This is a genomic window from Blautia parvula (assembly GCF_020215665.1).
GTDB classification, from domain to species: Bacteria; Bacillota; Clostridia; order Lachnospirales; family Lachnospiraceae; genus Blautia; species Blautia celeris.
In genome coordinates, this window is the sequence record NZ_CP084061.1 from 3,616,727 (window position 1) to 3,640,805 (window position 24,079).

Below are 24,079 nucleotides of genomic sequence, written 5' to 3' on the forward strand. Positions count from 1 at the left end.
GAGTTGCAGTTCACTGAATGTTACTGCGCATTTTCCTCTGCCAGTTTCTTAATGGAAATCTCCTCTGTCTTATCTCTGTATTTCACTGTGAGCACTTCCTGTCCGGTCAGCTTTATTTCCTCACCGTCTGCTCCCAGAATCGTATTTCCATCCGTAAATGTATAGCCGCAGGATACGCCTCTGTTATCCGGAAGATTTCCGGTATCATCATAGTGCTCTATGATCTCTATTTCATATTCCCCTTTCTTTTCTGCTGTCAGGGTAAGCCCCATCAGTTTTGGCCGGAAGTCAATGGACACCATGCCATTCTCCATCTTATTGTATGTCATTTCCACGTCTTCAGAAGATGCCAGCTTCTCCCTGCACGCCTCCTCTGCCATTTCTTTCAGGCTGAGTTCTTCTGTTTTATCCCCATACTCTATCCGCAGAACATCGTCCTCTGAAATCTGTTCTGCCTTTCCCTCCGGTGTAAGAACTGTCTCCTCATCTATAAAGGTATAACCGCAGTATGCATTTCTGTGATTGGATTTATTCAGTGGGTTTATTCGGGAAGCCCTGACGGTTATCACATTGGTATCTCCCGGTTCTGTCTCCGCATAAAGACGTATATTTTTATCCTTTGGCGCAAACTTGATCGTCACAATTTTTCCAACATACTCTTTTGAAAGGTTCACGTCCCCGGACTTTACATTCCAGCTCTTTCCGTAATAGTAACTGAGTCCGCCGAATATCAGCGCGCATATGAGAACCGTCAGTCCGACGGCCTTCCAGATTATCCTTTTTACCTTCTTAAACGGTCGGATTGCCTTCTTATTCGCTTCTGTCATTTCCGGTTTCTGCACTTCCTGTTTCATCTCGTCCAGATACGCCCTGCATTCCCTGCAGTCCTTCAAATGCTCCTCAATCGCCCTGTCACTCTCCCTGCTGGTCAGCCCGTCCACATAGCTTGGAAGCAAATCCCTGATAATTTCGCACTTCATAATCTTACCTTCCTTTCACGATTTTCTGCTTTGCCCTGTAAAAAGTCACGCGGGCCCAATTTTCATTTTTACCGAATATCTCCCCTATTTCCTTAAAAGAAAATGCACCTGTTATGCGCAAAAGCACCACTTCCTTTGCAGTCTCGTCCAATATATGCACCTTTTTAAACACATCCATCTTCTCTTCCCTGATACAGAGCTCATCCTCCGGTCCGGCCTTGTCGGAGACCATACTTTCCTCCAGCATGGATGTACCCTTTCTCTTTCGTTTGTCCAGCTCCTGATACCATAAATGCTTGGCGATCTGGCAGAGCCAGGTAGACACCTTACAGGTTCCGTCATATTTATGGGCTGAGCGCACTGCCCGGTAAAATGTCTCCTGGGTCAGCTCCTCCGCGGTACACTCCTCACGGCACAGGGTCATCAGGAAACGGAACACCGAATCTGCGTATTCCCTGTAAATGACATCCATGTCTAACATCTCTTCCTCACCTCTCTTTACTCATATATCCGGGAAATAGAGTTTTCGTTACAGAAAACGTGAAATTTTTTTACCCACGACACCTTTGGTGTTCAACTGCATCCTTCCCACTACCGGGCGGATTTCGAGACTTTCACCCTATAGAACGCGCGCCCGCCGGGCGCACTAAAAAGCACTCTGTATCTTTTGATACAAAGTGCTTCAATGTACAAGAGTGTGTTTGAAAATTCATACTGACAAGCTGCAGGATATTTATCTTTGCAGTTCCACCAACAATTCCCATCTGCCATTCCGCTTTCCGCCCAGCCGTTTGATATAACCCTTTTCCTGCAGCACTTTTGTCCTGTTCTTCACGGTTCGTTCTGACTTTCCAAGCTTTTCAGCTAACTGCTTCTGCGTTATAACAGGATTCTTAGAAATGTTTTTGAGAATTTCAAATTCATCCAAAGTGCAATCCAAAGTGCAATTTTTGCACTTTGAAATCTCTTCTGCTGCACTTTTGATTTCCTTTTCATCTGAATAATCTACATGAAGATAACGATTTTTTAATTGATGATGCCTGTCCATCAGAAAATTCTCAAAAAACAATTCCAAATACTTCGTTGTTGCATGGATATCATTTTTTAAATCATTATAATTAGCCCGCACTAAAGCATTGCGGAAATACCATGAGTGTTCAGCAAATGCTTCATTACTTACCTCAAATCCCAGAGTCTTTAGATACTTTATAATAAATACTGCTGTTGCCCGGGTATTTCCCTCGCAGAAGGGATGAATCTGCCAAATATCAGATGTAAACTTTGCAACATGTTTCACTGCATCTGATACAGTCATTCCCTCATAAGAAAACCGTTTTTCCATATTAAAATCATAGTCCAATGTATCTTTTATACTGTCACATGATGCATAAAATACCGTCTCTCCTTTTAGCACCCATTCTTTTTTTGTAATATTATATGGTCGGATTTTCCCGGCATGATCAAATACACCTTCAAATAGACGTCGATGTATCGTCAGCCATTCAGCAGGTGAAAACTGAAAAGTATGCTCGCCCAAAATTCTTGTAATCCGTGTTGAAACAATATCCGCCTCTTTTGTATCATCTTCTAAGTCTCTGCGTTCGTCCCGCTCTTCATAGTAGCTTTGAATTCTCTTTTGCGCTGCATCAATATTTATTTTTCCCTCAATATGTTCTTTTGCTGTTTCCAACAAATATTCCGATATCTTAAGTCCGTCTACATCCTGAAGACCAATAGCAGTCTGCCAGGACTCACTTTTCTCTGCCTTATCAGGTTCTCCCTGCCGAATATAATTTTCCAGTTCAAACTGCCATTTCTTTTCCTTTGACACTCCCTGTACCGCCTTCCCTGTTATGACATGGCAATATACCTACAAGTACATTATATATTTCTGTTCATCTCCGGTCAATACGGAACAGTCCGTCACAATACAATCCTCTCCATCCTCCGCAGTGACACCCTGTACATCACATACATAAACAGTGCCACTCCAAAAATCAGCCCCAGTTCCATCACAAACAACTGTACCTCCGCTGCATCCAGGTGCATATCATTAAAATAAATCAGCAGCATGGAAAACACAAGAACAATCGTGCTCCCGGCAGCCGTCGGATATGTGAAGATCTTCCGCAGTTGTCGGCGAATCACCCTTTCTATATAATTCCTGTCCGCTCCAAGTCTTCCCAGATCGCTGAAGAGCTGCCTGTTGTCCATTGCGATAGTCACGCTTCTCACATAGGTCATAACACCCACGGCTGCCAGGGAGATCACCGCAATATACACACTCAGCAGCACAAAAACAGCAACCATCTGCATGGCGTCAGCCTTTATCAAAACCTTAAAAAAGGGTGCGTATTTCCAGTCACTCATAAGCTCCATATTATCCACGGAAAGACCAGCTTCTCCGCTGTAAAAGTATTCCTGTCCCTCCTGTTCGGCGCATTTTTCCTCATAGGCATCGTACAGCGCCAGATGGTCCGACAGTGCTCCCGCATGGGCAATGTATTCCTTTTTCAGTTCCCCGGCAAACTCATATGTGCTGTATACATCCTTCACACGGAAGAAGACCAGCTTCTCCTTGTCGGTTTTACCCGCTTCCGCAAAGCGCCGGTAATCCTCATCGGAAAGGATAAAAGTAAAAGGTTCACTGGTATTTGTCAGGTTATCGAACTCCTCCGTCCCCTGATAGGACAGTTCCCTGTTCTCTACAGACAGCAGACAGTCCGGTTTCACCCATATGGACGGGTGGTATCCGCTGGGAACGATGGTCTTGTATTCCCCGGGTTTAAGCTCTGTCCCGCGCCCGGCAATCCTGGAAAAATCAGATGCCCGGACGAACGAGGCCAGTTTCCCGGAATTCAGATCCACATATTTCCCGCTGTCTGTCAGATCCCGCATCCGGTAATCCACATACAACACCACTGCTTCTGCCTCCTCATATGTCTCTATATCCACGTTATACTTTTTCGCCAGCCCGAAAATATCATCCCTGGTGATCTGCTTTTCTTCTGCGGGATAATGCATGGAATAGTCATACGGCACGTCCTCTCCCCCGGCATAGGCAGAACGGTAATACATGGCTCCCCAAAACGCGGACAAGAGCAGGACAAACACCAGAAGTGTGATCACACACATATTTTTTGTCGTCTGTCTTGCCGTAAAACGCATCAGATTGGCAGACACAATATTCTTATAGTATTTTTCCGGGTTCCTGCCCTTGCCTGTGCGCCCTATCGCACTAAGCATAAAGAGATACAATCCGGCCGCGCTGATACAGTAAGTGACATTCCAGAAAGAGGGCATGACAAACAGAAACCATCTCATGCAGACTGCAGGCACCGCCATTGCCAGCACAAGCCCTGTAAGGATGAGTAAGATGCCGGCCCTGCCTGTCCATGGCTTTATCTCTCTCACCATCTCTGTCTTCCTCTGTTCATTTAATATATCTATAAGATTGACCCGCCGGATAAATCGCAGACCCAGCAAAAAAATGCACAGGACCAGAAAAAGTGCAAATACAATGCCGATAACCAGTCCGCCAGGCCCCACCCGGTATTTCATCCCTGCCTGGGTGAGGATCAGTGCCTCAAATCCCTTCCATATAAGAAAAGAGAGGGGAACCGACAGCACAAGCCCCCCGAGCGCGTACCGGGCCGTCACTATCCCCACTTCCACGGCAAGGCATTTTCCCAATTTTCTTTTTCTCTCGCCCAGGGCTAAAAGCACTCCGATTCCTCTGCTCTTATGCCGGAAAAACAGATTTGCACCGTAGACCGTAAAAACCGTACACCCCACAAATGTGACTCCCATCATAAGCCATGACAGCTTTCTGGTATCTCCTCCCTCCGGCAGCAGCCCCTGCACGGTGGGAGAAAAATACATAAGTGTAAAGGAAGTCACCAGCAGCACGGAGAGAAACACGCATATTCCCAGCAGGGTATACTGATTCTTATTGTGCCGCCGCAGTTTCCCCATAATTTTATTCATTGTCATCAAAGTCCCCTCCCAATACACGTATCGTATCCAAAAGCTCATCCATAAACGCTTTTCTGTCTCCTCTGTTCTCCCGTATTCCGCTGACCTGTCCGTCCTTCAGGATAATGACCCTGTCGCAGAAGGAAGCCGCGAAGCTGTCGTGGGTCACCATAAATACGGTTGCCTGCATGGTATCCCTTGCTTTGAGAAACGCATCTATCACTGCCCTGCAGGATTTGCTGTCCAGATTTCCCGTTGGCTCATCCGCCAGAATCACCAGCGGGTGGTTCATAAGCGCCCTTGCCACAGCGGTCCTCTGCTTCTCCCCTCCGGATATCTCAGCCGGATACTTCTGCATGATCTTATCAATCCCAAATACCCGGCAGATATTCTCCGCCTTTGACTCCATCTGGGCAGCCGGACGCTCATCAATGATCTGGGGAAGACAGATATTTTCAAAGACAGTGAGGCCATCCAGCAGCATAAAATCCTGGAAGACAAACCCCATCTTCCTGTTTCTCACCTTAGCCAGTTCATCCTCCTTCAGTCTGGATATATCCTCCCCTCCCATAAGAACTGCCCCCTCATCATAAGGAATGAACCTGGAAATGCAGTTTAAAAGGGTGGTCTTTCCGCTGCCGGAAGGCCCCATAACAGCCACAAATTCCCCCTTCTCCACCTCTATGGATATATCCTTCAGAACCGGGTATACCTGGTTACCAATCCTGTAGCTCTTTGACAAATGTTCCACCTGCAGCATAATATTCTCCTTTCACTGATAAAAAACCTGCTGTCTGTCTACACTTTAAATGGTAATACAGAAAGGAAAAACCCGCATTCGGCCCATTGTAAAGTTTGACACTGATTTTGTAAAGTTCCGGGAAAGAATCGACAACCGCCCGGACTTCCTGTAAAATGCAGATAACAGGATTATAAAGGAGTGACTTGCTATGGTAAAAATAGGGATCTGTGATGATGAACCGGAGATGAGAAAACCTCTCCGTCAAATACTGGAACAGGTCTTACAGCTTCAGGGCGTGGAATATCTGATCTCTGAATCGGAATCCGGTGAGGAACTCACTGCCGGAATCTCCTGTCTTGATATTGATATTCTCTTTCTGGATATTGAAATGAGGAGCCTGGATGGCATAGAGACAGCCAAACTGCTGCGCAGAAAGGGGATGAAAGGCATTATCATATTCGTAACCGCTTACCCGGATTTTGTCTTCCAGGGCTATGAAGTCCATGCCTTTCATTACATTCTGAAACCTTACCGGAAAGAAAAAATAGAAGAGGTTCTCAGACAGGCCCTGCATGAGCTGGATCTGTCAAAGGAACAGTATTTCGTAATAGAACAGAAAGCAAGAGTCATCCGCATCCCTCTCAGTCAGACCATTGCCTTTCAGAGCGACCGCAGGAAGGTGGAGGCCCTTTTGGAGGAAGACTTTGTTGCCTTTTACGGCAGGATAGATGAAGTATGCCGGGAACTTCCCTCCTGCTTTATACGGATCCATAACCGGTATATCGTAAATCTGAATTATGTGACTACGCTGGAGAAGGACCGGTGCATACTGGGCAGCCGTTCCTTTCCGGTCAGCAGGGCCTTCCGGCAGGAACTGGAAACGGCCTTTGCCAGGGCAATGCTGAAATAAAACAGGGAGGGAAAAAGTATGGACAGTCAAATCATCATGGAAAGCGCAGGGCGGCTCATAAGCATGGGGCTGTATGTGGTCACGTCGTTTTTCTTCTGCCGTATGCTCTGTTGTATCCTCCCTCAAAAAGAGGGGCGTTTCTATGATATTCTCATTTTTATATCCGGCATTTTCATTCCCGGCATGGTCATTGACCCTGAGGACATGTTCAATGTCACACTGGATCTGGTCTGGCTGCTGCTTCTGACGCTTTTTTGCTTTAAAGGCTCTGTAGTCTCCAAGTTCTCTGTGACGGCTGTCATCTATCCTCTGATCATTGCCCTGAACTTCCTGGTATCCGACATTTCCCTGAGCATCTGGCTTGCCAGCGGGAAGAGTTTCCCGGTAGATCTGGCAGTCACTCTCCTGGACGGCTGTATTCATATTCTCTTCTGGTATCTGATTTACAGAACCTTTGTCAGCAGAGTCCGGCAGGCCAGCCGACTGTACAGCCGCAATACCTGGATTCTTCTGGGAATCATCTGCCTTGCCTCCCTTGTGAGCATCACAGGGTATATTTATTATCCCCCGGAGGAGACCTATAAAATATGGCCCTGCGCCATTGCCTGCATGGCAACCAATATAGGCAGTCTCTATCTGGCAGGGTATTTTGTGAATACCATTCAGCAGGAAATGGAGCAGGACAACTTGAAACTTCAGCGTGTTTATTATGAAGAACTGGAGAGAAACCAGACAGAAATACGCAGATTCCGCCATGATATGAACCACCACCTGCTGGTCATCCGGGATTTGTTTGACCGGGAAGACAGGGAGGCCGCCCATGCCTATTTTCGGGAACTGGAATCCCAGATAACGCCCAAAAACCGGTGCTTCTGTAAAAACAGCGTTCTGAATGCCGTACTGAATGCCAAATACAGCCAGGCTGAAGACAGCGGCATTGACTGCTTTTTCCACATTGATCTGCCGGAAGTCACAGCCATTGACCAGGTCAGCCTGTGTTCCATATTCGCCAACACATTGGACAACGCCATTGAGGCCTCACGGAAAATACCTGAACCGGAAAAGCGCAGCATTTCCGTCAAGGCCAGAATAGCGGACAACGGATTCTTCAGCTATGAGATCAAAAATGAAAAGCGAAATAAAGTCCTCATGGAAAAAGGAAACTATATCTCAGATAAGAAAAACAAATCCGAACACGGCCTGGGTCTCTCCAATGTACAGAGGACTGTGGAAAAATACAATGGAACACTGCACATTTCCTATGATGATACCTCTTTTACCGTGGTCATACTCATCGGAAACGCTCTGTAGCTAATCCACATCCGCCCGCAGCCTCTCAATCACGCTTTCCTTCTGTGTCATCTGATAAATAAGAGGCGGAACCATAACACATACCGCGATGATGACCGCAAATAAGATCAGGTTATAGAGGACAGGCAGAGAGTACCCCATATTGTACACCTTTACACTCTGGAAGACTATATAACTAAGGGGCAGTCCCACGGCCATGGAGAGCAGGATAGACAGTATTCCGTAACCAAGTCCCTCCTGGACCAATACCTTCCTTATCTGCCCCGACGTCATGCCCAGGCTCTCCAGAGTGGCAAACTCCTTTGCCCGGTTCTGGACACCGGCTGCCATCATGTTGATATAATTCAGAATGGCGAGCACTGCCAGGATTATGCCCAGTCCGCCGCCCAGGACTTTCACCTGCTGCTCCGATGACTTCATCTCCTGGTACCGGGTCAATTTTGAATCAAAGGAAATTTGTTTTTCATCCCGGAAGACACTTTTTACTGCTTTCTCCGTCTCTTTGTCATACGGCTTCTCATACTCTATCCGTACCACTTCAGTTAAAATATTATCCCCCATAAGTTCCTTCGCCAAAGTATTGCTGACCAGCAGATTCGGGCAATAGCCTCCGGAATATTCAGACGGGTCATCTATTACATTTCCTCCGTCCATACTGCTTTCTCCAGTTGCTGCAACAGTTATCTCATGCTCTTTCTCCGGCTCCTGACCATCCGGAAGGAAAAAACGAATTTTTTTTCCTACTGCCTCCTCTGCAGATGCCCAGAATGGCACTGCGATGGCAGTCTCTCCCTTTTCAAAGGCTTCCTCGTCTAAATTCCCTCCCAGAGTATCATTTATCTTCCGGAATTCCTCGGGACTGATTCCCACGAAACGCCCGTCGAATATGCAGTTTAACGCACGCGGATCTTTTTTGTATTCCTCTATATCTTTTTCATAGTCCCCCGGTGAGTATCTGCTCTGATATAGTCTTTTATAATACGGACCTAATAACTCCTCCTGATATGGGACAATCATCTGTGCCGTAGTCACCGGCCTTATCTCCTTCACGCCCTCTATGGCGCGGATCTCATCCAGTCTCTCTTCCGTAATAAGAGGCAGTTTTTCTTCCAGGGTTGTCTGATTATTAACCGTAATATCACACGAACGAATCTGATTCAGGATATTTTTCGCGTCATTTCCCCTGATCACTGCATTGACACAGAGAAATACAGTCAGCACTACGAAAAATGAGCCCAGTATCACGGCGGCCTGCTTCCTGTCCCGGAACATATTCCTGCGGGCCATGTCCTTCAGACCTCTCTCCCGCTCCTTCTGCTTCTCCCTGCCTTTTGTAAGCCCCGTGTAGCTGACAGCTTCAATGGGGGAACACTCCCCTGTGATAACAGCCGGTTTTCGGCAGCCGGCAATGACTGTAGCTGACGAAAACAAGGCCGCTCCCACGTAAATAAAAGGGTGTACCGTGACAATCTTCATTCCTGACATTCCGGGATTTATCAATCTTAGCGCCGTGGGGATGAGTCCGGCCGAAACCGCTGCTCCAAGCGCCATCCCCACCGGTATGCCGATACAGGAATTCCAAAGCGCCTGAAGATAGACCAGACGTTTTAACTGCACAGAGGTCATGCCAAGAGTCTTAAGCTGCCCGTAATACCGAATGTCCTTTGAGACAGAGATATAAAGCGTATTATAGACAAAGAGATAGCCGCTTATAAGAATCATCACAAGCAGTCCCCCAACGCCCACTGCCATCCTGATAAAATTCTGCATAATATGGTCATCTGCTATGAGCATCTGCCTGTCCTGCAAATCCAGGGGTTTCTGTATGTTCATAATATCTTTCGCGGAATAAAGAGATTTCTTTAAGGTGATCTTCAGCGCTCCCTGGGTAAAATCTGTCTGCTTCACACCTGTCGTCTCATAAAACGCCTGTGACACATAGCCATACTGCTTTCCGGAATAGTCCCTGTAATATCCGCTTAAAATAAACGTTTTGCTGATATTTTGCTGTGCAGACACCGGATCTTCCAGCTCCTGTCTCTCGGTATCCTCGGCTAAAGAATAGTAGGTGAGAGGTAATTCCATTCCAATCTCCGGCTCCTTGATTCCCATGTCCTCCAGAGCCGCAGTGGAAAGTACCAGTTCCTCCTCTTTTTTCGGATAACTCCCTTTAAAAAACTCATATGCCGGAATGCACTGCTTTTCCCAGCAGGTATCGTCCACCCAGTAAAGCCTTGTTTTATCAAGGGATACATCCCGGTATGTCTCAGCAATGGCACATTTGACAGCGACTCCCGCATACTTTACGGATTCCATATCCCTTACCAGCTCCACCTGGTCAGCGCGGGGTTCCGTCAGTTCCATGTCAAAATCCATTCCGTTCATGCGGATAGCGCGCTGGGATACGGCATCCCAGTAACTGATACCGATTCCCAGCACTGCCGTTATCAGAAATGTAGTGAGGATAACCGCAAAAACAGTGAGCGCATTCCGTTTCTTATTTGCCCTGTAAGTCCTCATTGCCACAGAGGCGATGATTTTCCGATTGTTCACCTTCATCATACAGCATCACCTCCGCAGATTCTTCCATCCTCCAGACGTATGATCCTGCCTGCCATCTGGGCGATTTCCTCGTTGTGGGTGATCATGACCACCGTCTGGCCCAACTGCTCGCCGGATACCTTGATAAGTCCCAGGACGTCCTGGCTGGTGCTGCTGTCCAGGTTGCCGGTTGGTTCGTCAGCCAGGATAATGGCCGGCTTTGCTGCCAGCGCCCTGGCAAGGGCTACCCTCTGCTGCTGCCCGCCGGAGAGCTGATTCGGCATGGCAAACTTTTTCTCTCCCAGACCCAGCATCTCCAGAATATTCTCCACAAATTTCCTGTCGGGCTTGATGCCGTCAAGCTGGATGGGAAGTATGATATTCTCGTATACATTCATAAGCGGGAGCAGATTGTAGTTCTGAAATACAAACCCGATCTTCCTGCGCCTGAATATGGTCAGCTCATCCTTTGTCATACCGGATATGTCCCTGCCGTCCACGATCACCGTTCCGGATGTGGGCACATCCAGACCGCCCAGCATGTGGAGTAAAGTAGATTTTCCGCTCCCGGATCTGCCTACAATGGCTATAAATTCACCTTTTTCCACAGTAAGACTGACTCCGTCCAGTGCCCTGACCGTTGCATCTCCCAACTGATAATATTTCCTCAGATTTTCCGTAACCAGTATTTCCATATGAAAAGTCCTCCTCGTTCTTGGTTCTCCTACAATATAACAGAGAAAGCTTTCCACATCCTTTCTCAAATATGACAAGATTGTAATATTCTCAATTCCTTCTCAGATAAACAGAAAATTCCGCTCCGCTGCCCGGTTCTGATTTTACCTTGATGTAACCTCCCTGCTTTTTTATGATTTCCCGCACAAGATACAGACCGATTCCGAGGCCTTTTTCCCCGGATACTTCCGGGGATCGGTAGAACCTCTGGAAAATCAGTCCCTGTTCTTCCTCACGGATGCCGATTCCCTCATCCTTCACACGAACACACAAAAAGGATTCATAGGGGACCGACAAGACACGGATCACAGACTGGGCCGGTGAATACTTCACCGCATTGTCCAGAAGGTTGACCAGTGCCTCCACAGTCCATTTCATATCAAAGAATGCGCTTTCCGGGGAAGACTCCGCCTCTATGACAATCCCCTTTTTCAGTGCCTGCATCTCCACAGCCTGACATGCCCTGGCGATCAGCTCATCCACGGAAGATTTCTCCACATGTACGGCGATCATCTCTGTTTCCAGATAGGAGGAACGCACCAGTTCCTTCATAAAAAAGTCCAGCTTATCGGCCTGTCTGTGAATCTGGGAAGCCATTTTCCCCGCCTGTTCCGGAAGCTCCTGTTCCTCCAGAAGACCTGCATAGAGCATAATATTCGTCAGAGGCGTACGTACCTGATGGGAAATGTCTGAGATCAGTGCCTTTACCAGATTCCGTTCCCTGTCCGCCTGTTCACAGTTCATCCGTGACATCTCCACAAGCTGGTTCAGCCGCTGTATGACAGCAGAATCCATAGATTCATCATAACTGCACTCCTGGATGGTTCCGCCGATTGCCCGGTCAAGCTGCTCCAACACTGTGTCCATCTGCCTTCTGATACGCCTCCGGTACCGGAAAGTATAACCGGCAGCCCCCGCAAATGCAGCGCAGGAAAGGACGACGGCAGATATCAGCGCCCCGCTCATAAGGAGTTCTCCCACTGATATCCTTTTCCATATACGGTCTTGATATGCTCCGGTTTGGAGGGATTATCCTCCAGCTTATCCCTGAGGCGGCGGATCCCGACAGAAAGAGCATTGTCCTCCACATACTCCGTGCCGTCCGGCCACACCCACTCCATCAGACGTTCCCGGGTCAGAATCTGTCCCGGATGAAAGACCAGCAGATATAAAATGCGCTGTTCTGTCCTGCTCAAATCTACGGGTATCCCGTTCTTTAAAAACTCCATGGTTGCAAACTGAAAACGGAATGGTCCCTGTGCATAATCCGTCTCCTGTTCCGGGGCCGTCCTCCGAAGAAGCGCCCGTATCCTTGCCCGCAGGACCATGGTTGAAAATGGTTTTGTGATATAGTCATCCGCGCCGCATTCCAGCCCCCGCACAATATCCAGCTCCATATCCCTGGCAGTGAGGAGGATAATGGATACCTTGCTGCTCTTCCTTATCTTCCGGCACAGTTCAAAGCCGCTGCCGTCCGGCAGGTTCACATCCAGTATGAGCAGATCAAATGTCTGCTGACGGAACTTTTCCTCTGCCTCTTTTATGGTACTGCAGATCGTGAAGGAAAAGTCATCACTCATGAGTGCCATCTCCATCCCCGCTGCCAGATCTGCGTCGTCTTCCAGTATGAGAATATATTTCAAGTTTTTTCTCTCCTTTCTTATGGCAGAATGTCTGCTGTCTCAGCCGCCAAAAAGGTACACGAAAGAATCGCATACCTTTATAACGTCAATATAAATTTTAAATACTTTCCTTCTTTTGCAGCCGTCAGCGTACCTCCCATTTTCTCTGTCAGACATTTGGCGATGGTGAGTCCCAGCCCTGTGCTTCCCTGGTTTCTGGAACTGTCCGCAGTGTAAAAACGCTCAAACAGCCTTCCCGCTGTCTCCTCTGACATTCCCTCCGCATCGTTCGTAAAAGATATGACTGCCCTGCCGCCCTCTCTATCCAGGCGGACGGACAGCTCTCTTCCGGCATATCTGCATACATTCTGCAGAAGATTCTGGAACACGCGCTCTAACCCGTCCTTGTCTGCCCGGACATTCACCGGCCCCTCCATAATATTTATGTCAACCAGAAGATTCCTGGCAGTCAATTCCGGATAGTAATCCACAATGGTCTCTCTGAGAAGACGTGCAATATCCACATGTTCCACCCTGGGGGTGTAGTCTTCCCCGGAGAACCTGGATAACTCATAGAACTGGCCCACAAGCTGCTGCAGAAAGCGGGCTTTTCGTTTTACCACCTCCAGTGCCTCCCGGTCCTCCGGGTCCAGAGCTGTTTTGTCCATAATATCCAGATATCCGATCATGGAGGTAAGAGGCGTGCGCAGGTCATGGCTGATATTTTCAATCTGTCTCTGGAATTCCTGCTCTCTTTTGGCATATTCCAGGTGCTGCTCCCGTATCTTCCTGAGCGCCTCATTGATGGTTACAAGAAGCTCCTCCATCTCTCGGTCAGGCGCAGGCAGTTTCAGCACCCGGTTGGCCTCCAGTTCGCCGCTGATTTCCTTCAGCGCACGATTGGTCCGTCTGACTGCTCCTGCCATGGTTCTGCATCGCAGGAAAAAATACAGAGAAGTCAGGCTCAGCAGACCCAACACGAAATACAGCAAACTTTCCACACCCCTTTCCTTCACACGGTTCGGACAAACTCTATCCGATTTCCTTTTTCCTGCTTACTAAAATACCCGCTGCGCCAAAGATAAGAATCCCGGCAGCCCCTGCTATGATGCATTTTGCCAGTCCGGAGGGAGTATCCCACAGACAGTGGTACCCCGACATATTGGCACTCACCTCAAAGCGGAAGATGTTCCAGGGCATCCATCCGGCGATCTTACGCAGAATTTCCACCTTAAACCCCGCATAATAACAGATGACAGGAATCACATTCATAACCGCAAACCAGACGATCGCTGCCACCACATCCTTCTCAAAAAGGGTGAGTAAAGCCACACCCAGAATCACAGCCGCGAAGGCACTGGGCATTGCCGCTCCGATTCCCCCTGCCATCTTTCCCAAAGGCTCGGCCGCGGGACCACCCAGCAGCAGATAGGCACTTCCCACGTAAAAGACCAGGATAACTGCCATACAGCAGAGAGCTGTGGCGATACTGACAACACATTTTCCGATAAAAATATGTATCCTTGGAATCCCATAAGCCACCACGTTCTTCAAAGTACCGTTTTTTCTCTCATCACCAAACAGCAGCGCCGCTACGACAAAACCCGATATAAACAGAATCTGCAGATTAGCGATCAGATTATTCAGTGAAAAGCTCATAAGGCCGTATGGAAAATTTGTAATATTCTGATTGCTTATATACAGCACCAGATTCATCAGCACCAGCAGCCCTGATGCGATTCCTGCTGCCACGTACATTCCCCTGCTGTGTGTAATGCGGTATCCCTCACCTTTTATATAATTAAGCATATTTCCGCCCTCCGTTCTTCAAATCCATATAATACTCCTCCAGCGTCACCTGTCTTCTCTCCAGCCTTGAGATATCCATCCGGTTCTCGCTGGCAAGGCGGCTGTACGCGCCGATATCCATCATGGGATTGACAATATGAATGGTCTTGTCCGGAAGGACCTTGTAGCTTTCCGTGTGAAATTTCTTTTCCAAAACAGCAGTATACCGCTCCGGTTCTGACACATTGATCTCAATGTAGTCCGAACACTTTTCTTTTATCTCCTCCGCAGTGATCTGCTCAGCCAGTTTTCCGTCCGTAAGGAACCCATAGACTGTGGCAAGCTGCTCCAGCTCTGTGAGTATATGGCTGGACAGGATAATGGTAATATTCTTCTCCCGGCTGAGCCGCTGCAGCAGATTCCTGATCTCTATGATCCCGCTTGGGTCCAGGCCGTTGATCGGTTCATCCAGGATCAGCAGCTCCGGTTCACCGATCAGGGCAATGGCAAGGCCAAGCCGCTGCTTCATGCCCAGGGATAAATCCCTGCACCGCTTCTTTTTCCGGTCTGCAAGCCCCACCAGCTCCAGGACTTCATCCACTGCCCTTTTGCCCGGAACCCCTTTTAATATCCGGTAATACTCCAGATTCTTCTCCACGGAAATCTGGGGATAGAATCCCGGCGCCTCTATGACAGCTCCGGTCCTTCTCCTCTGTTCCTCCATATCCTTCCGGCTGTGGCAGCCGAATAAGGTAAGTTCCCCTTCATCCGCATAAATATGGCCTGACAACAGTTTCAGAAATGTAGTTTTTCCTGCCCCGTTGTCCCCTACCAATCCGTAAACGGCTCCTCTTTTTACAGTTATGTCAACCTTATCCAGTGCAGTAAAACTGCCGTACCGCTTGGTGACTTTTCTCGCTTCCGCTGCATATGCTGTCATATCTTTTTCATCCTTTCCTGAACTTATCTCTTCATGTGGCTATATTATAATCGGCCGCTTTTTAATAAGTCTTCAAGAAACTTTAAAGAAATCGTAAAGACGGATTCACGCCATTTTAAATCCGATACCCCAGACTGTACGGATATATTCCGCCTCCGGGTCTATGGCTGCTATCTTTTTCCTGATATTACTCACATGGACATTGACGGTGTTATCCTCCCCGTAATACCCGTTTTTCCATACCTGTTCATAGAGGCTTTCCCTGGAAAATACCTTCCGGGGCTGCTGTATCAGAATGCACAGAATCTCATATTCGTATCTGGTCAGGGAAATCTCCCTCTGCTTTACCGTGACGGTTCTGGATGCCTGATCCAGTATCAGGTCTTTATACGTGTATCGTTCAGATTCCGTTCCGGCACCCGGACTGCCGCAGCGCCGGAAAGCAGCCATGACGCGTACCAGCACCTCCTCCGGCTCAAAGGGCTTTGTGATATAATCATCTGCCCCAAGCGTGATGGTCTCCACCTTGTTCTTAAGGGCAGTCCTGGCAGACAGGACAAGGATTGGAATCTGCAGTCCCATCTCCGTACGCGCCATTTTGATAATCTCCTCCCCGCTGATTCCAGGAAGCATCAGGTCCAGCATGATCATGTCCGGCGTTTCCCTCTCAAGCCTCAGCTGTGCCTCTGTTCCCGAATACGCAGCCGTTGTCTCATATCCCGCCTTCGCAAGAATCCGGCACAGCAGCCTGTTTATATCCGTGTCATCCTCTATCACTAGTATTCTCTGCATAAAAATCTCCCGGTACTTTATACTTTATCAAGGATTATAACAGATTCCTCAGTAAACATCAAAGAAACTTCTCTCAGGTTTGCAGCCTATTCCCTATTCCTCCACTTCTATTTCCAGGCCCTCCATGTGGTGTTTTCCCATCTTGTGACGTGCCTTTCTGACCTCCACAGTGTCAAATATAATGGAGAAATCATAGTCCTCAGGGTAGAGTTCCGCAGCCGCCACCTTCAGCCTAAGCCGTTTATGGCTGATGAGCATCTTTTCATTTCTGAGCTGTACCAGGACATTTCCGTTCTTATCTGCCGGTTTCACCACAATTCCGATCTTTTCATCCGGCAGTATGGTCACACTGTCGCCTCTGGTAAATTTACGCACAGCGTCCATGCTGTCCCTGACCACGGCTGCTTTTTCAATACGCGGCGCGTGAAGCTTTTCCAGCCTGCTGCTGCCGCCGTGCAGGTGCATATTTTGAATCAGAGCCTCACTTCTCTCCCCATATGCCTCCCTGGCTGCAGCAGCCAGCATTTTGTCCGGAAATCCCAGTCTCTTTGCAATATACAGGGCACAGCTCTCCCCCGCCTCTCCGACTTTCAGCCGATACAAAGGCTTCAGGCTGTCTCTGTCAAACTCCATTCTGGCATTCTGCACGTCCCCGTACCTGTCCGCGTATTCTTTCACCTCAGGATAGTGGGTGGTGACCAGAAAGAGGGCACCGCTCCTGCGCAGTTCCTCCAGTATGGAAATGGCGATTCCCATTCCCTCCTGAGGATCTGTTCCGGAACCCAGTTCGTCCATGATCACAAGGCTGTCCGGTCTTACCCGTTTTAAAATGTCCAGCACATTTTTAATGTGGGCTGAGAAGGTTGACAGATTATCCGAAATATTCTGCCCGTCACCGATATCACACAGGATCTGGTTCTGCATACATATATCGGCTTCCCTGCAGGGAACGTGCAGGCCCGAGCAGGCCATTGCACTCATCAGCGCCACTGTCTTGATAGCCACCGTCTTACCTCCGGTATTCGGTCCCGTAATGATCACGCCGCGGATTCCCCTGCCGATCTGAAAGTCCAGCGGTACACAGCTCTCCTTCTCCAGCATGGGATGTCTGGCGCCTTTCAGCTCCATATACTGTTCCAGGTTGATCTTCGGCTCCACGGCATCCATTTCCAGGCTCAGTTTTCCCTTGGCAAACATGAAGTCCAGCTTTTGGATGACCCGGATGTCCTCCATCAGCTCTGCTTCCCTCTCAGCAGTCATATTGGTGAGAGTGTACAGGATTTTCCGCTCCTCCGCGTCCTCCTCGATCCTGTATATTTCCAGCTCCTCCCGAAGGTTTGCCACTGCCTCCGGTTCTATGAACAGTGTGGCGCCTGTGGAAGACTGCTCCACAACGCTGCCCGGAACCATGGACCTGCACTCTTTCTTCACAGGGATACAGAATCTTCCGTTTCTGGTGACTACAAAGGAGTCGTTCAGATACTGCCTGTTGGTTTTCAGTGCCCTCTCTGCCCTCTCACTTACTTTTTCCTCCAGGATCTGAATCTGTTTTTTGATATCTTTTAAATAGGCGGAGGCATAGTCATCCACTCTTCCGCCTCTGATACAGCGCTCTATCTCTTCCTGCAGTTCCTCAGGAAAGGCCAGGTTTTGGTTATAATAGGCAAGGCTGATCCGTCCCTCCTCACCTCTTAGCAGATAGGATTTCAGCCGCCGCACGGCACTCAGGAACATGCCGGTCTCCTCAAGCTGTTCCGGCAGGAGCATATCACCTCTGACCGCCTTCTGCAGATATTCCTCCACATGCTCCATGGCCGGTATGGGCGGAGTTCCCGCCAGCTCTATCATAGCTCTCGCCTGGGTGGTATCCCGCTGCTGCTTTCTCAATTCCGTCTCTGACAGGATGGGAACCATTTCCATGATTCTGTTTCCCGCATTCTCTGTGGCGGCGCATTCTTTTAATTTTTCTAATATATGATAATATCCGATTGTTTCCAATGATTTTCTGCTCATGTTTTTTCCTCTCTAAAAAAGACGTAACCGTTCCGACAAGCTGAACACAGACCCGTCTGAACTATTACAAAAAGACCACAGATACATCGCCCCGAACGGGTATACGACTTCTGTGGTCTTCCATGAGAAAAATCCATACAGCAGCGCAAAAACAAGCCGCCTTCAAAGCAGCCAAGCACTGTATTCTCTCCATCATTCCAATATATTTGAAGTGTATGATAAGGGTTCGTAAGCGAATGTATCAGCCATCAGGGTACACTGATACAAGGATAGGGTATCAGAAAAAATGATATACTATCCCTACAGATTATTCGATTATTCTGTAATCTCCACTACGGAAACCCTCAGCACAAAGACACCTCATTTCTAAATTGATATTTATTTACTGTAACTGTTCAGCGGCATTACAGTTACGGGCAGACCTGCTGAATCGTTACGGTTCTTCCTGCATTATAACCGCCGGACGCGGCTTTGTCAAACCTGAAATCTGTTATATTCACGATAACAGTCCCTGCAGAGAATCTCATCCCCCTGCAGATGCATCATATTTTCCGATGCAGTCTCCCCGCAGCGGGAACAGCAGATGGATTTGAAGATCCTTGCATTTTCCGGCAGTGCGATCTTTGTCTCCTTTACATCAAACATTTCCTTGAAACTGCACGCCTGATAATACCGGAAGGATTCCCCTTTGCTCAGGCCTTCCGGGCGTGGCTTCAGAATCAGGCGTACGGATTTGCCGGTATCTCTGTTATAGAAGGAAAATGCCTGCTTTCCGCACATATGAAAGAGCAGATTCCCCTTTCCCACACTGCATCCCAGTATTACCTGAATGGCATCCACGCCGCAGGCGTCATTTTCTGAAATACACACAAGCTGTTCATCCCGGGAGACACAGCAGTCTTTCCCCATCTTAATGTCCAAAAGTTCCATGGCGTAAAGAGCTGCCTTATAGCCAATGGTAAGGCCGCCGCACTCATGACCATGAAATTCCACACATTTTTTCCAGATTTTATCGTTCATTTTTCTCCCTTTCTATGAAATATCCTACCGAAGCGTATTCTGACTCTTGTCTGCCGAAATACTCCCTCTGCTATCTCCTGCCTCTCTCTTTTCCCGGCCCTGCTGTTTCCACCTGAAGAATTCTCCGCCTTGGACCTGTATCCTCCACCTTTACCCTCTGGGTGATCAAAAATCCCACAGCGGCAAACACAACGCAAAGCCCCAGCGTGGGTCTCAGTCCGATCCTGTCCATGAGAAACCCGCCCGCCAGATTCCCCACACAGCTTCCCACTCCGACTGTCACCATACCAAAGATGGTCTGTCCCACGATCCTGTCCTTCTCCTTCAATTCCTGGTTGATGAAGAACACAGAGACCGGTGTAAAGATACCAAAGGACAGTGACTGCAGCGCAAATCCCAGAAATGCCACCGCCAGATTCGGCGCCAGAAAAATCACCAGCGGACGAAGAACAAAGAACACGCTGCTCAGCTTCAGCAGTTTCTTACAGGATATCTTACGGATGAGATAATTGCACAAAAACATGGCGGGCATCTCACTGGCTGCACAGAAGAACGCTGCGATCCCGAAGGTACCGTCCGTTCCCCCAAGCTCACGCACGATATTGATCATATAGGTACCGAGGACGGAGCTTGTCATATAGCAGATTCCGAACCCGGCTACAAACAGCAGCAGAGGCCTGTTTCCCCTGAGAATCTCCATCACACTGCTGGACGGCTCCTGTTCTTCCCTGACCACGGAAGATTTGGGGTCCTGCATGGAGAGCACCACCACAAAAAGCAGAAATTCCATACCTGCAAAGGCAAAGGTGAGAATCCCCGGATAAAAATGTTCCACAAGCTGCCCCAGGATCACGGCGCTGACAGCATAGCTGACTGAGCCAAGCCCTCTGGAAATGCAGAAATTCACCTCGTATCCCTGGTTCATGTATTCCATTCCCATTGCCGTGATCAGCGGCGTAATAGAGTTGTACAGGGTGTTCAGCACAAGATACAGCCCTACAATGGCCATTTTCGGCAGGGGTACCGTCCCCAGGACAAGATACCCCGCCGTCACTGCCAGTATGATCAGCAGGATCATTTTCTTTAAGCTCAGCCCCCGGACCTTTTCCACCACTCCGGCCAGAAACGGCTGCATCCATATGCTGATAAATGCCGCACCGCCCACGGACATTCCCACAAGCGTGTTGGATAATCCCTTATACTGCAGAAACACCGCTGCAAATCCCATGATCGCGCAGCTTGATACCCAGTAAAAACACTGAAGCAGTGTATATTGATGACGCACCTGCACACTCTTTATCCGTTTCATCTCATCCTTATCCTTCCGATCATCATGCATCTTTCACCCTTTATATACCAAATGCTGACAATCGTCAATAGAAAAAAGAACTAAAGAAATGGAGAAATTTTTGTTAGTTTACCGAAGGGATTCTACATCAATATCCGCTGATAAAACCGCCTGATTCAACGCTTCACTGTCTGCGCCCTCTTCTGCTGCCTGTACCCACAGATCCATGTCATCGAAAACATAAATTTTAAGTTCCGATATATCCATTCCCCGGACAGCATTCACAGATTTCCCGTAAAATTCCGCCGTGGGTGTCAGTCTCTCCCCGTCCTGATTAAATATGATGGTTTGACACTGCTCGTATGTCCGGCCCATCTGCTCAGCAAATTCTTCATATGTAATGCCGAAATCATCCGAACCTCCTGTCTTTTCCCTCATAACAGATTCGTACTCTTCCCTGGTGATCTCTCTCTCCGTATAGGGCGCATCTGTATATGTGATCACCTGATACGGCGATACAAATACTTTATTCAGGCTGTATCCGTTTTCCTCTTTGTTTACAGGTATCTCCTTTACTGCCTCCGTGTCCACTTCAAACGGCAGTTCCAGGCTCCACGCACCCTGAATCTTATGGAAAGCTGATATGTCCTCCGCATCTGTTTCATTGATATCATCATATCCGACCATGGAAAGCTGAAGTTCAAGAGTACCTGCCTGCAGGTCCTGTTCCTCCAGATCCAGCTTCAGCATGCCCACGAAGGTATTGTCATCCACAATATTTCCTTCCAGGTTATTGTTCATCAGCCTGATTTCTTCCGCACTGTCAGAGAGCTTCCAGTCTCCCTCCAGATACAGGATATTTCCGGGGATGTTGTTCAGTCCTCCCTGCTCCACATCCACCTCTGCCGTCACAAATACGGAAAGCCCGTCACAGTAAATCTCCGATGCGGTAATTGTCACACCTGCATCCTGAACCGTATAACCGGAATCAGCGGGAATTGTGCCGTCAGCCTCCTCCCGGGACAGGACTTCCGCCTTATCACTGTAATCTCCCGAAAACGTGGACTGATGCTGAACCTGTTTAAAAATTTCACCGAGGATTGGTATTTTAGCCGCAAATGCAGGATTTGCAAAGCAGACTGTTGTCACGGTAACGGCCGCCGCTGCTGCTGCCGCTGTATATTTTATCCAATTTCTTTTGCCGGGTTCCCGTTTTCCCTCTTTCTCGGGAAGGTTTGCAAGTGTCGCTGTATATCTCTTCCATACCTCTTCCGGAACCTTTGTGTCTTCCCTGAGACCTTCGATCATATTATCAAAATTTTTCATATCAGATACCCCTTTCCAATCCGCAGTGTACTGCTTTTTTCTGAACATCCGGCATACTACGGGGTGGCTCCCCGCTCATGTTGTACTGCTGTTCCAGCTTTTCCCTGGCTTTCGCCAGTCTGCCTCTCACTGTGCTCTGGTTTATCTGGAGGATTTCCGCGATCTCCCTCGTCTTGAATCCCTGCACATAGTATAAAATGACTACGATCCGGTATTTCTCATCAAGACTGTTCAGGAAATCCCTCCACTCCACATTTGCATAGCTTTCATCCTGCGCCCACGCCTCCGGCAGGGATTCCTCTGAGACCAGTCTCTTCCTCTGCCGGTAAATGGAATTGCAGTGATTGATCAGAATTCGTGTCAGCCAGGTTGCAAAATACTCATCCTTTTTCAGAGTATCTATCTTCTCCCAGCATGTAAGGGCTGTATCCTGCATGGCATCTGCCACATCCTCGTCATTTTTCAAAATGGCCTTGGCCGCCTTATATAAAGCAGGCCCCTGCTGCTCCATAAGTTTCTGGAACGCGGCTTTGTCGTGCTTCTTGGCCCTTTTGATCAGTAATATGTTCATACTCATCCCCCTTTGTGGAGTCCGGAGCTCCTGTTCGCTTTGTACACTTATTAGATGGGCGAGGCGGGGATTTTGTCCACCCGGGTATCTGATTTTTGAAACAGGCGATCATGCCCTGCAAATTTTCACTGATATCTCTTATATAATATCACGTATCAAAATGTGTTCCCTTTTACGAAATTTCCAGCTTTCCCTGTCCTGCGAATGCTCAATTAAAAATTCTATGGCATCTCTGTAATTTTCCTCTGCGCTCTTCTCAATCAGCAAAAGTCCTTTTTCCCTGTCCTGCTCAAATTGATATTTTCCATAGTAACAATACAATCCATAATCGTAATCAGCCATATAAAGCCCCGCTTTCTGCGCCTGCTCCAAATAACCCGCTGCCTCCTTCAGATCCATCCGGTTTCCGGCATCTCTGAACAAAAGTCGTGACAGGTAACAGGCTGATACCGGATCCCCCTTCTGAGCCGCCTCCTCCAGATAATCATATGCCTCCTCGGTTCTGTTTTTTATACTGCAGATACAGCCTGCGAGTCTTGCACAGGGAATACTGCCGCATGCATATCCCTCCATGGCTGTCTCCTCCGCTTTTTCATAGTTTTCCTGAAAAAAGAAACCTTTTGCCTTTTGATAACAGGAAAACCCATACTCCTCCTTCTTTACAGCCTGTTCCTGGGTTCTCTTTACTTCCTGCAGTGCTTCTCTATATTCTTCCGCATTTTGAAATCTTTTCTTTGGATCTGCGGATATCATCTTAAGCACCATTTCTTTCCACCCGGCAGTCCCCAAAACAGGAGGCGCCGGCTGTTTTTTCTCCATCAGAGCCTTCAGACCGGAATAGGGATACCGCATCCCATTCAGGACATAGTATAGCACCGCGCCCACAGAATATATATCACAGGTAAAATCCGATTCTCCTCCCAAAGCCACTTCCGGGGCACAGGTGCCAAGGCTCCCAAGCTGTGTTACTACCGTCGCATGGGTCAGCTCCCTTGCGATTCCAAAGTCTCCCAACTTGAATTCGGGTTCTTCCCATCCGGTCACAAAGATATTTTCCGGCTTAATATCCCGGTGGATTACATGGAGTTTTTCCATAGCGTCCAGAACAGCACACATATCAGAAGCCAGCTTCCATAAATCTCTCAAGGATATGTATCCTTTACCTATGATTTCCTCCTTCAGCCAGCAGGGAAACGTTTTAAGATATTCCATTTTCAGTGCCAGATAAGCTCTTTCCTTTCCGACAAATTCCCGGTAATCATATATTTTGACCACATGAGAATTTTCTGCCAGAAGTTTCATGTACTCAGCTTCCTCCCGCAGATGCTTTTGGTAAATCTGATGTTCTTCTAATTTCATGATTTTCAGAGCATAGATGTCCCCGTCTTCTGAAAGCACAAGATAAACCTCGGCAGACTGTCCGCATCCAATCTGTCTGATCATTTTCTCATTTTCTTTCAGCACACCTTCCTGATAAAGCATGGCTCTCATATCTCTCATTGCAATATCCATAAATTCTCCTTAA

21 protein-coding genes are annotated in these 24,079 nt (G+C 48.1%); 2 read left to right on the forward strand and 19 right to left on the reverse strand.

The window, feature by feature from the left end; all coding sequences use genetic code 11:
• Positions 1–20: 20 nt before the first annotated feature.
• From LC508_RS16660 to LC508_RS16680, 5 genes are all read right to left on the reverse strand, one after another.
• Positions 21–980 carry an anti-sigma factor family protein gene (locus LC508_RS16660; RefSeq protein WP_054351408.1) on the reverse strand — a complete coding sequence of 320 codons (960 nt, stop codon included), beginning with the start codon at positions 978–980 and terminating at the stop codon, positions 21–23.
• A gap of 4 nt (positions 981–984) precedes the next feature.
• On the reverse strand, positions 985–1,461 hold the full coding sequence (locus LC508_RS16665) for an RNA polymerase sigma factor (RefSeq protein ID WP_054351407.1): 477 nt from the start codon (positions 1,459–1,461) through the stop codon (positions 985–987).
• A gap of 252 nt (positions 1,462–1,713) precedes the next feature.
• Positions 1,714–2,811, reverse strand: a complete 1,098-nt coding sequence (locus LC508_RS16670; RefSeq protein ID WP_103731002.1) for a winged helix-turn-helix transcriptional regulator — start codon at positions 2,809–2,811, stop codon at positions 1,714–1,716.
• Between the two features lie 92 nt (positions 2,812–2,903).
• Positions 2,904–4,973, reverse strand: coding sequence for an ABC transporter permease (locus LC508_RS16675; protein ID WP_103731001.1), 2,070 nt, complete (start codon positions 4,971–4,973; stop codon positions 2,904–2,906).
• On the reverse strand, positions 4,960–5,715 hold the full coding sequence (locus LC508_RS16680; protein WP_103731000.1) for an ABC transporter ATP-binding protein: 756 nt from the start codon (positions 5,713–5,715) through the stop codon (positions 4,960–4,962). Before LC508_RS16680 ends, LC508_RS16675 begins: the two co-directional genes overlap by 14 nt.
• A gap of 190 nt (positions 5,716–5,905) precedes the next feature.
• Between LC508_RS16680 and LC508_RS16685 the strand changes: the two genes are divergently transcribed.
• Complete coding sequence (locus LC508_RS16685; protein WP_103730999.1) at positions 5,906–6,607, forward strand: LytR/AlgR family response regulator transcription factor; 702 nt, start codon at positions 5,906–5,908, stop codon at positions 6,605–6,607.
• Positions 6,608–6,625: 18 nt separating this feature from the next.
• Complete coding sequence (locus LC508_RS16690; RefSeq protein ID WP_103730998.1) at positions 6,626–7,918, forward strand: sensor histidine kinase; 1,293 nt, start codon at positions 6,626–6,628, stop codon at positions 7,916–7,918.
• Here LC508_RS16690 and LC508_RS16695 read toward each other — a convergent pair whose 3' ends face one another.
• The 14 genes from LC508_RS16695 to LC508_RS16760 all read right to left on the reverse strand — a co-directional run bounded on the left by LC508_RS16695 (position 7,919) and on the right by LC508_RS16760 (position 24,066).
• Positions 7,919–10,480, reverse strand: a complete 2,562-nt coding sequence (locus tag LC508_RS16695) for an ABC transporter permease (protein WP_033139923.1) — start codon at positions 10,478–10,480, stop codon at positions 7,919–7,921.
• A complete protein-coding gene (locus LC508_RS16700; RefSeq protein WP_033139924.1) occupies positions 10,477–11,154 on the reverse strand; it encodes an ABC transporter ATP-binding protein in 678 nt (225 codons plus the stop codon). Before LC508_RS16700 ends, LC508_RS16695 begins: the two co-directional genes overlap by 4 nt.
• 91 nt (positions 11,155–11,245) lie before the next feature.
• Positions 11,246–12,160, reverse strand: coding sequence for a sensor histidine kinase (locus LC508_RS16705; RefSeq protein ID WP_033139925.1), 915 nt, complete (start codon positions 12,158–12,160; stop codon positions 11,246–11,248).
• The gene (locus tag LC508_RS16710; RefSeq protein ID WP_033139926.1) at positions 12,157–12,837 is read right to left on the reverse strand and encodes a response regulator transcription factor; all 681 of its coding nucleotides are present in this window, start codon (positions 12,835–12,837) and stop codon (positions 12,157–12,159) included. Before LC508_RS16710 ends, LC508_RS16705 begins: the two co-directional genes overlap by 4 nt.
• Before the next feature lie 77 nt (positions 12,838–12,914).
• The gene (locus LC508_RS16715) at positions 12,915–13,817 is read right to left on the reverse strand and encodes a sensor histidine kinase (RefSeq protein WP_146051657.1); all 903 of its coding nucleotides are present in this window, start codon (positions 13,815–13,817) and stop codon (positions 12,915–12,917) included.
• 31 nt (positions 13,818–13,848) lie between these two features.
• Entirely contained in the window at positions 13,849–14,625 is a 777-nt protein-coding gene (locus LC508_RS16720; RefSeq protein ID WP_033139927.1) for an ABC transporter permease, read from the reverse strand.
• Positions 14,618–15,544, reverse strand: coding sequence for an ABC transporter ATP-binding protein (locus tag LC508_RS16725; protein ID WP_033139928.1), 927 nt, complete (start codon positions 15,542–15,544; stop codon positions 14,618–14,620). The genes LC508_RS16720 and LC508_RS16725 overlap by 8 nt, the downstream gene beginning before the upstream one ends.
• A gap of 105 nt (positions 15,545–15,649) precedes the next feature.
• Positions 15,650–16,336 (reverse strand): response regulator transcription factor, encoded by a 687-nt coding sequence (locus tag LC508_RS16730; protein WP_033139929.1) that lies wholly within the window; start codon positions 16,334–16,336, stop codon positions 15,650–15,652.
• A gap of 93 nt (positions 16,337–16,429) precedes the next feature.
• Complete coding sequence (locus tag LC508_RS16735; RefSeq protein WP_033139930.1) at positions 16,430–18,349, reverse strand: endonuclease MutS2; 1,920 nt, start codon at positions 18,347–18,349, stop codon at positions 16,430–16,432.
• A gap of 474 nt (positions 18,350–18,823) precedes the next feature.
• On the reverse strand, positions 18,824–19,369 hold the full coding sequence (locus LC508_RS16740) for an FmdE family protein (protein WP_033139931.1): 546 nt from the start codon (positions 19,367–19,369) through the stop codon (positions 18,824–18,826).
• 70 nt (positions 19,370–19,439) lie between these two features.
• Positions 19,440–20,678 (reverse strand): MFS transporter, encoded by a 1,239-nt coding sequence (locus LC508_RS16745; RefSeq protein WP_158587278.1) that lies wholly within the window; start codon positions 20,676–20,678, stop codon positions 19,440–19,442.
• Between the two features lie 108 nt (positions 20,679–20,786).
• Positions 20,787–21,983, reverse strand: coding sequence for a DUF4179 domain-containing protein (locus LC508_RS16750; protein WP_158587279.1), 1,197 nt, complete (start codon positions 21,981–21,983; stop codon positions 20,787–20,789).
• A 1-nt stretch (position 21,984) separates the two neighbouring features.
• Complete coding sequence (locus LC508_RS16755; protein WP_103730996.1) at positions 21,985–22,554, reverse strand: RNA polymerase sigma factor; 570 nt, start codon at positions 22,552–22,554, stop codon at positions 21,985–21,987.
• Positions 22,555–22,692: 138 nt separating this feature from the next.
• Positions 22,693–24,066, reverse strand: coding sequence for a protein kinase domain-containing protein (locus LC508_RS16760; RefSeq protein WP_103730995.1), 1,374 nt, complete (start codon positions 24,064–24,066; stop codon positions 22,693–22,695).
• Positions 24,067–24,079 lie beyond the last annotated feature (13 nt).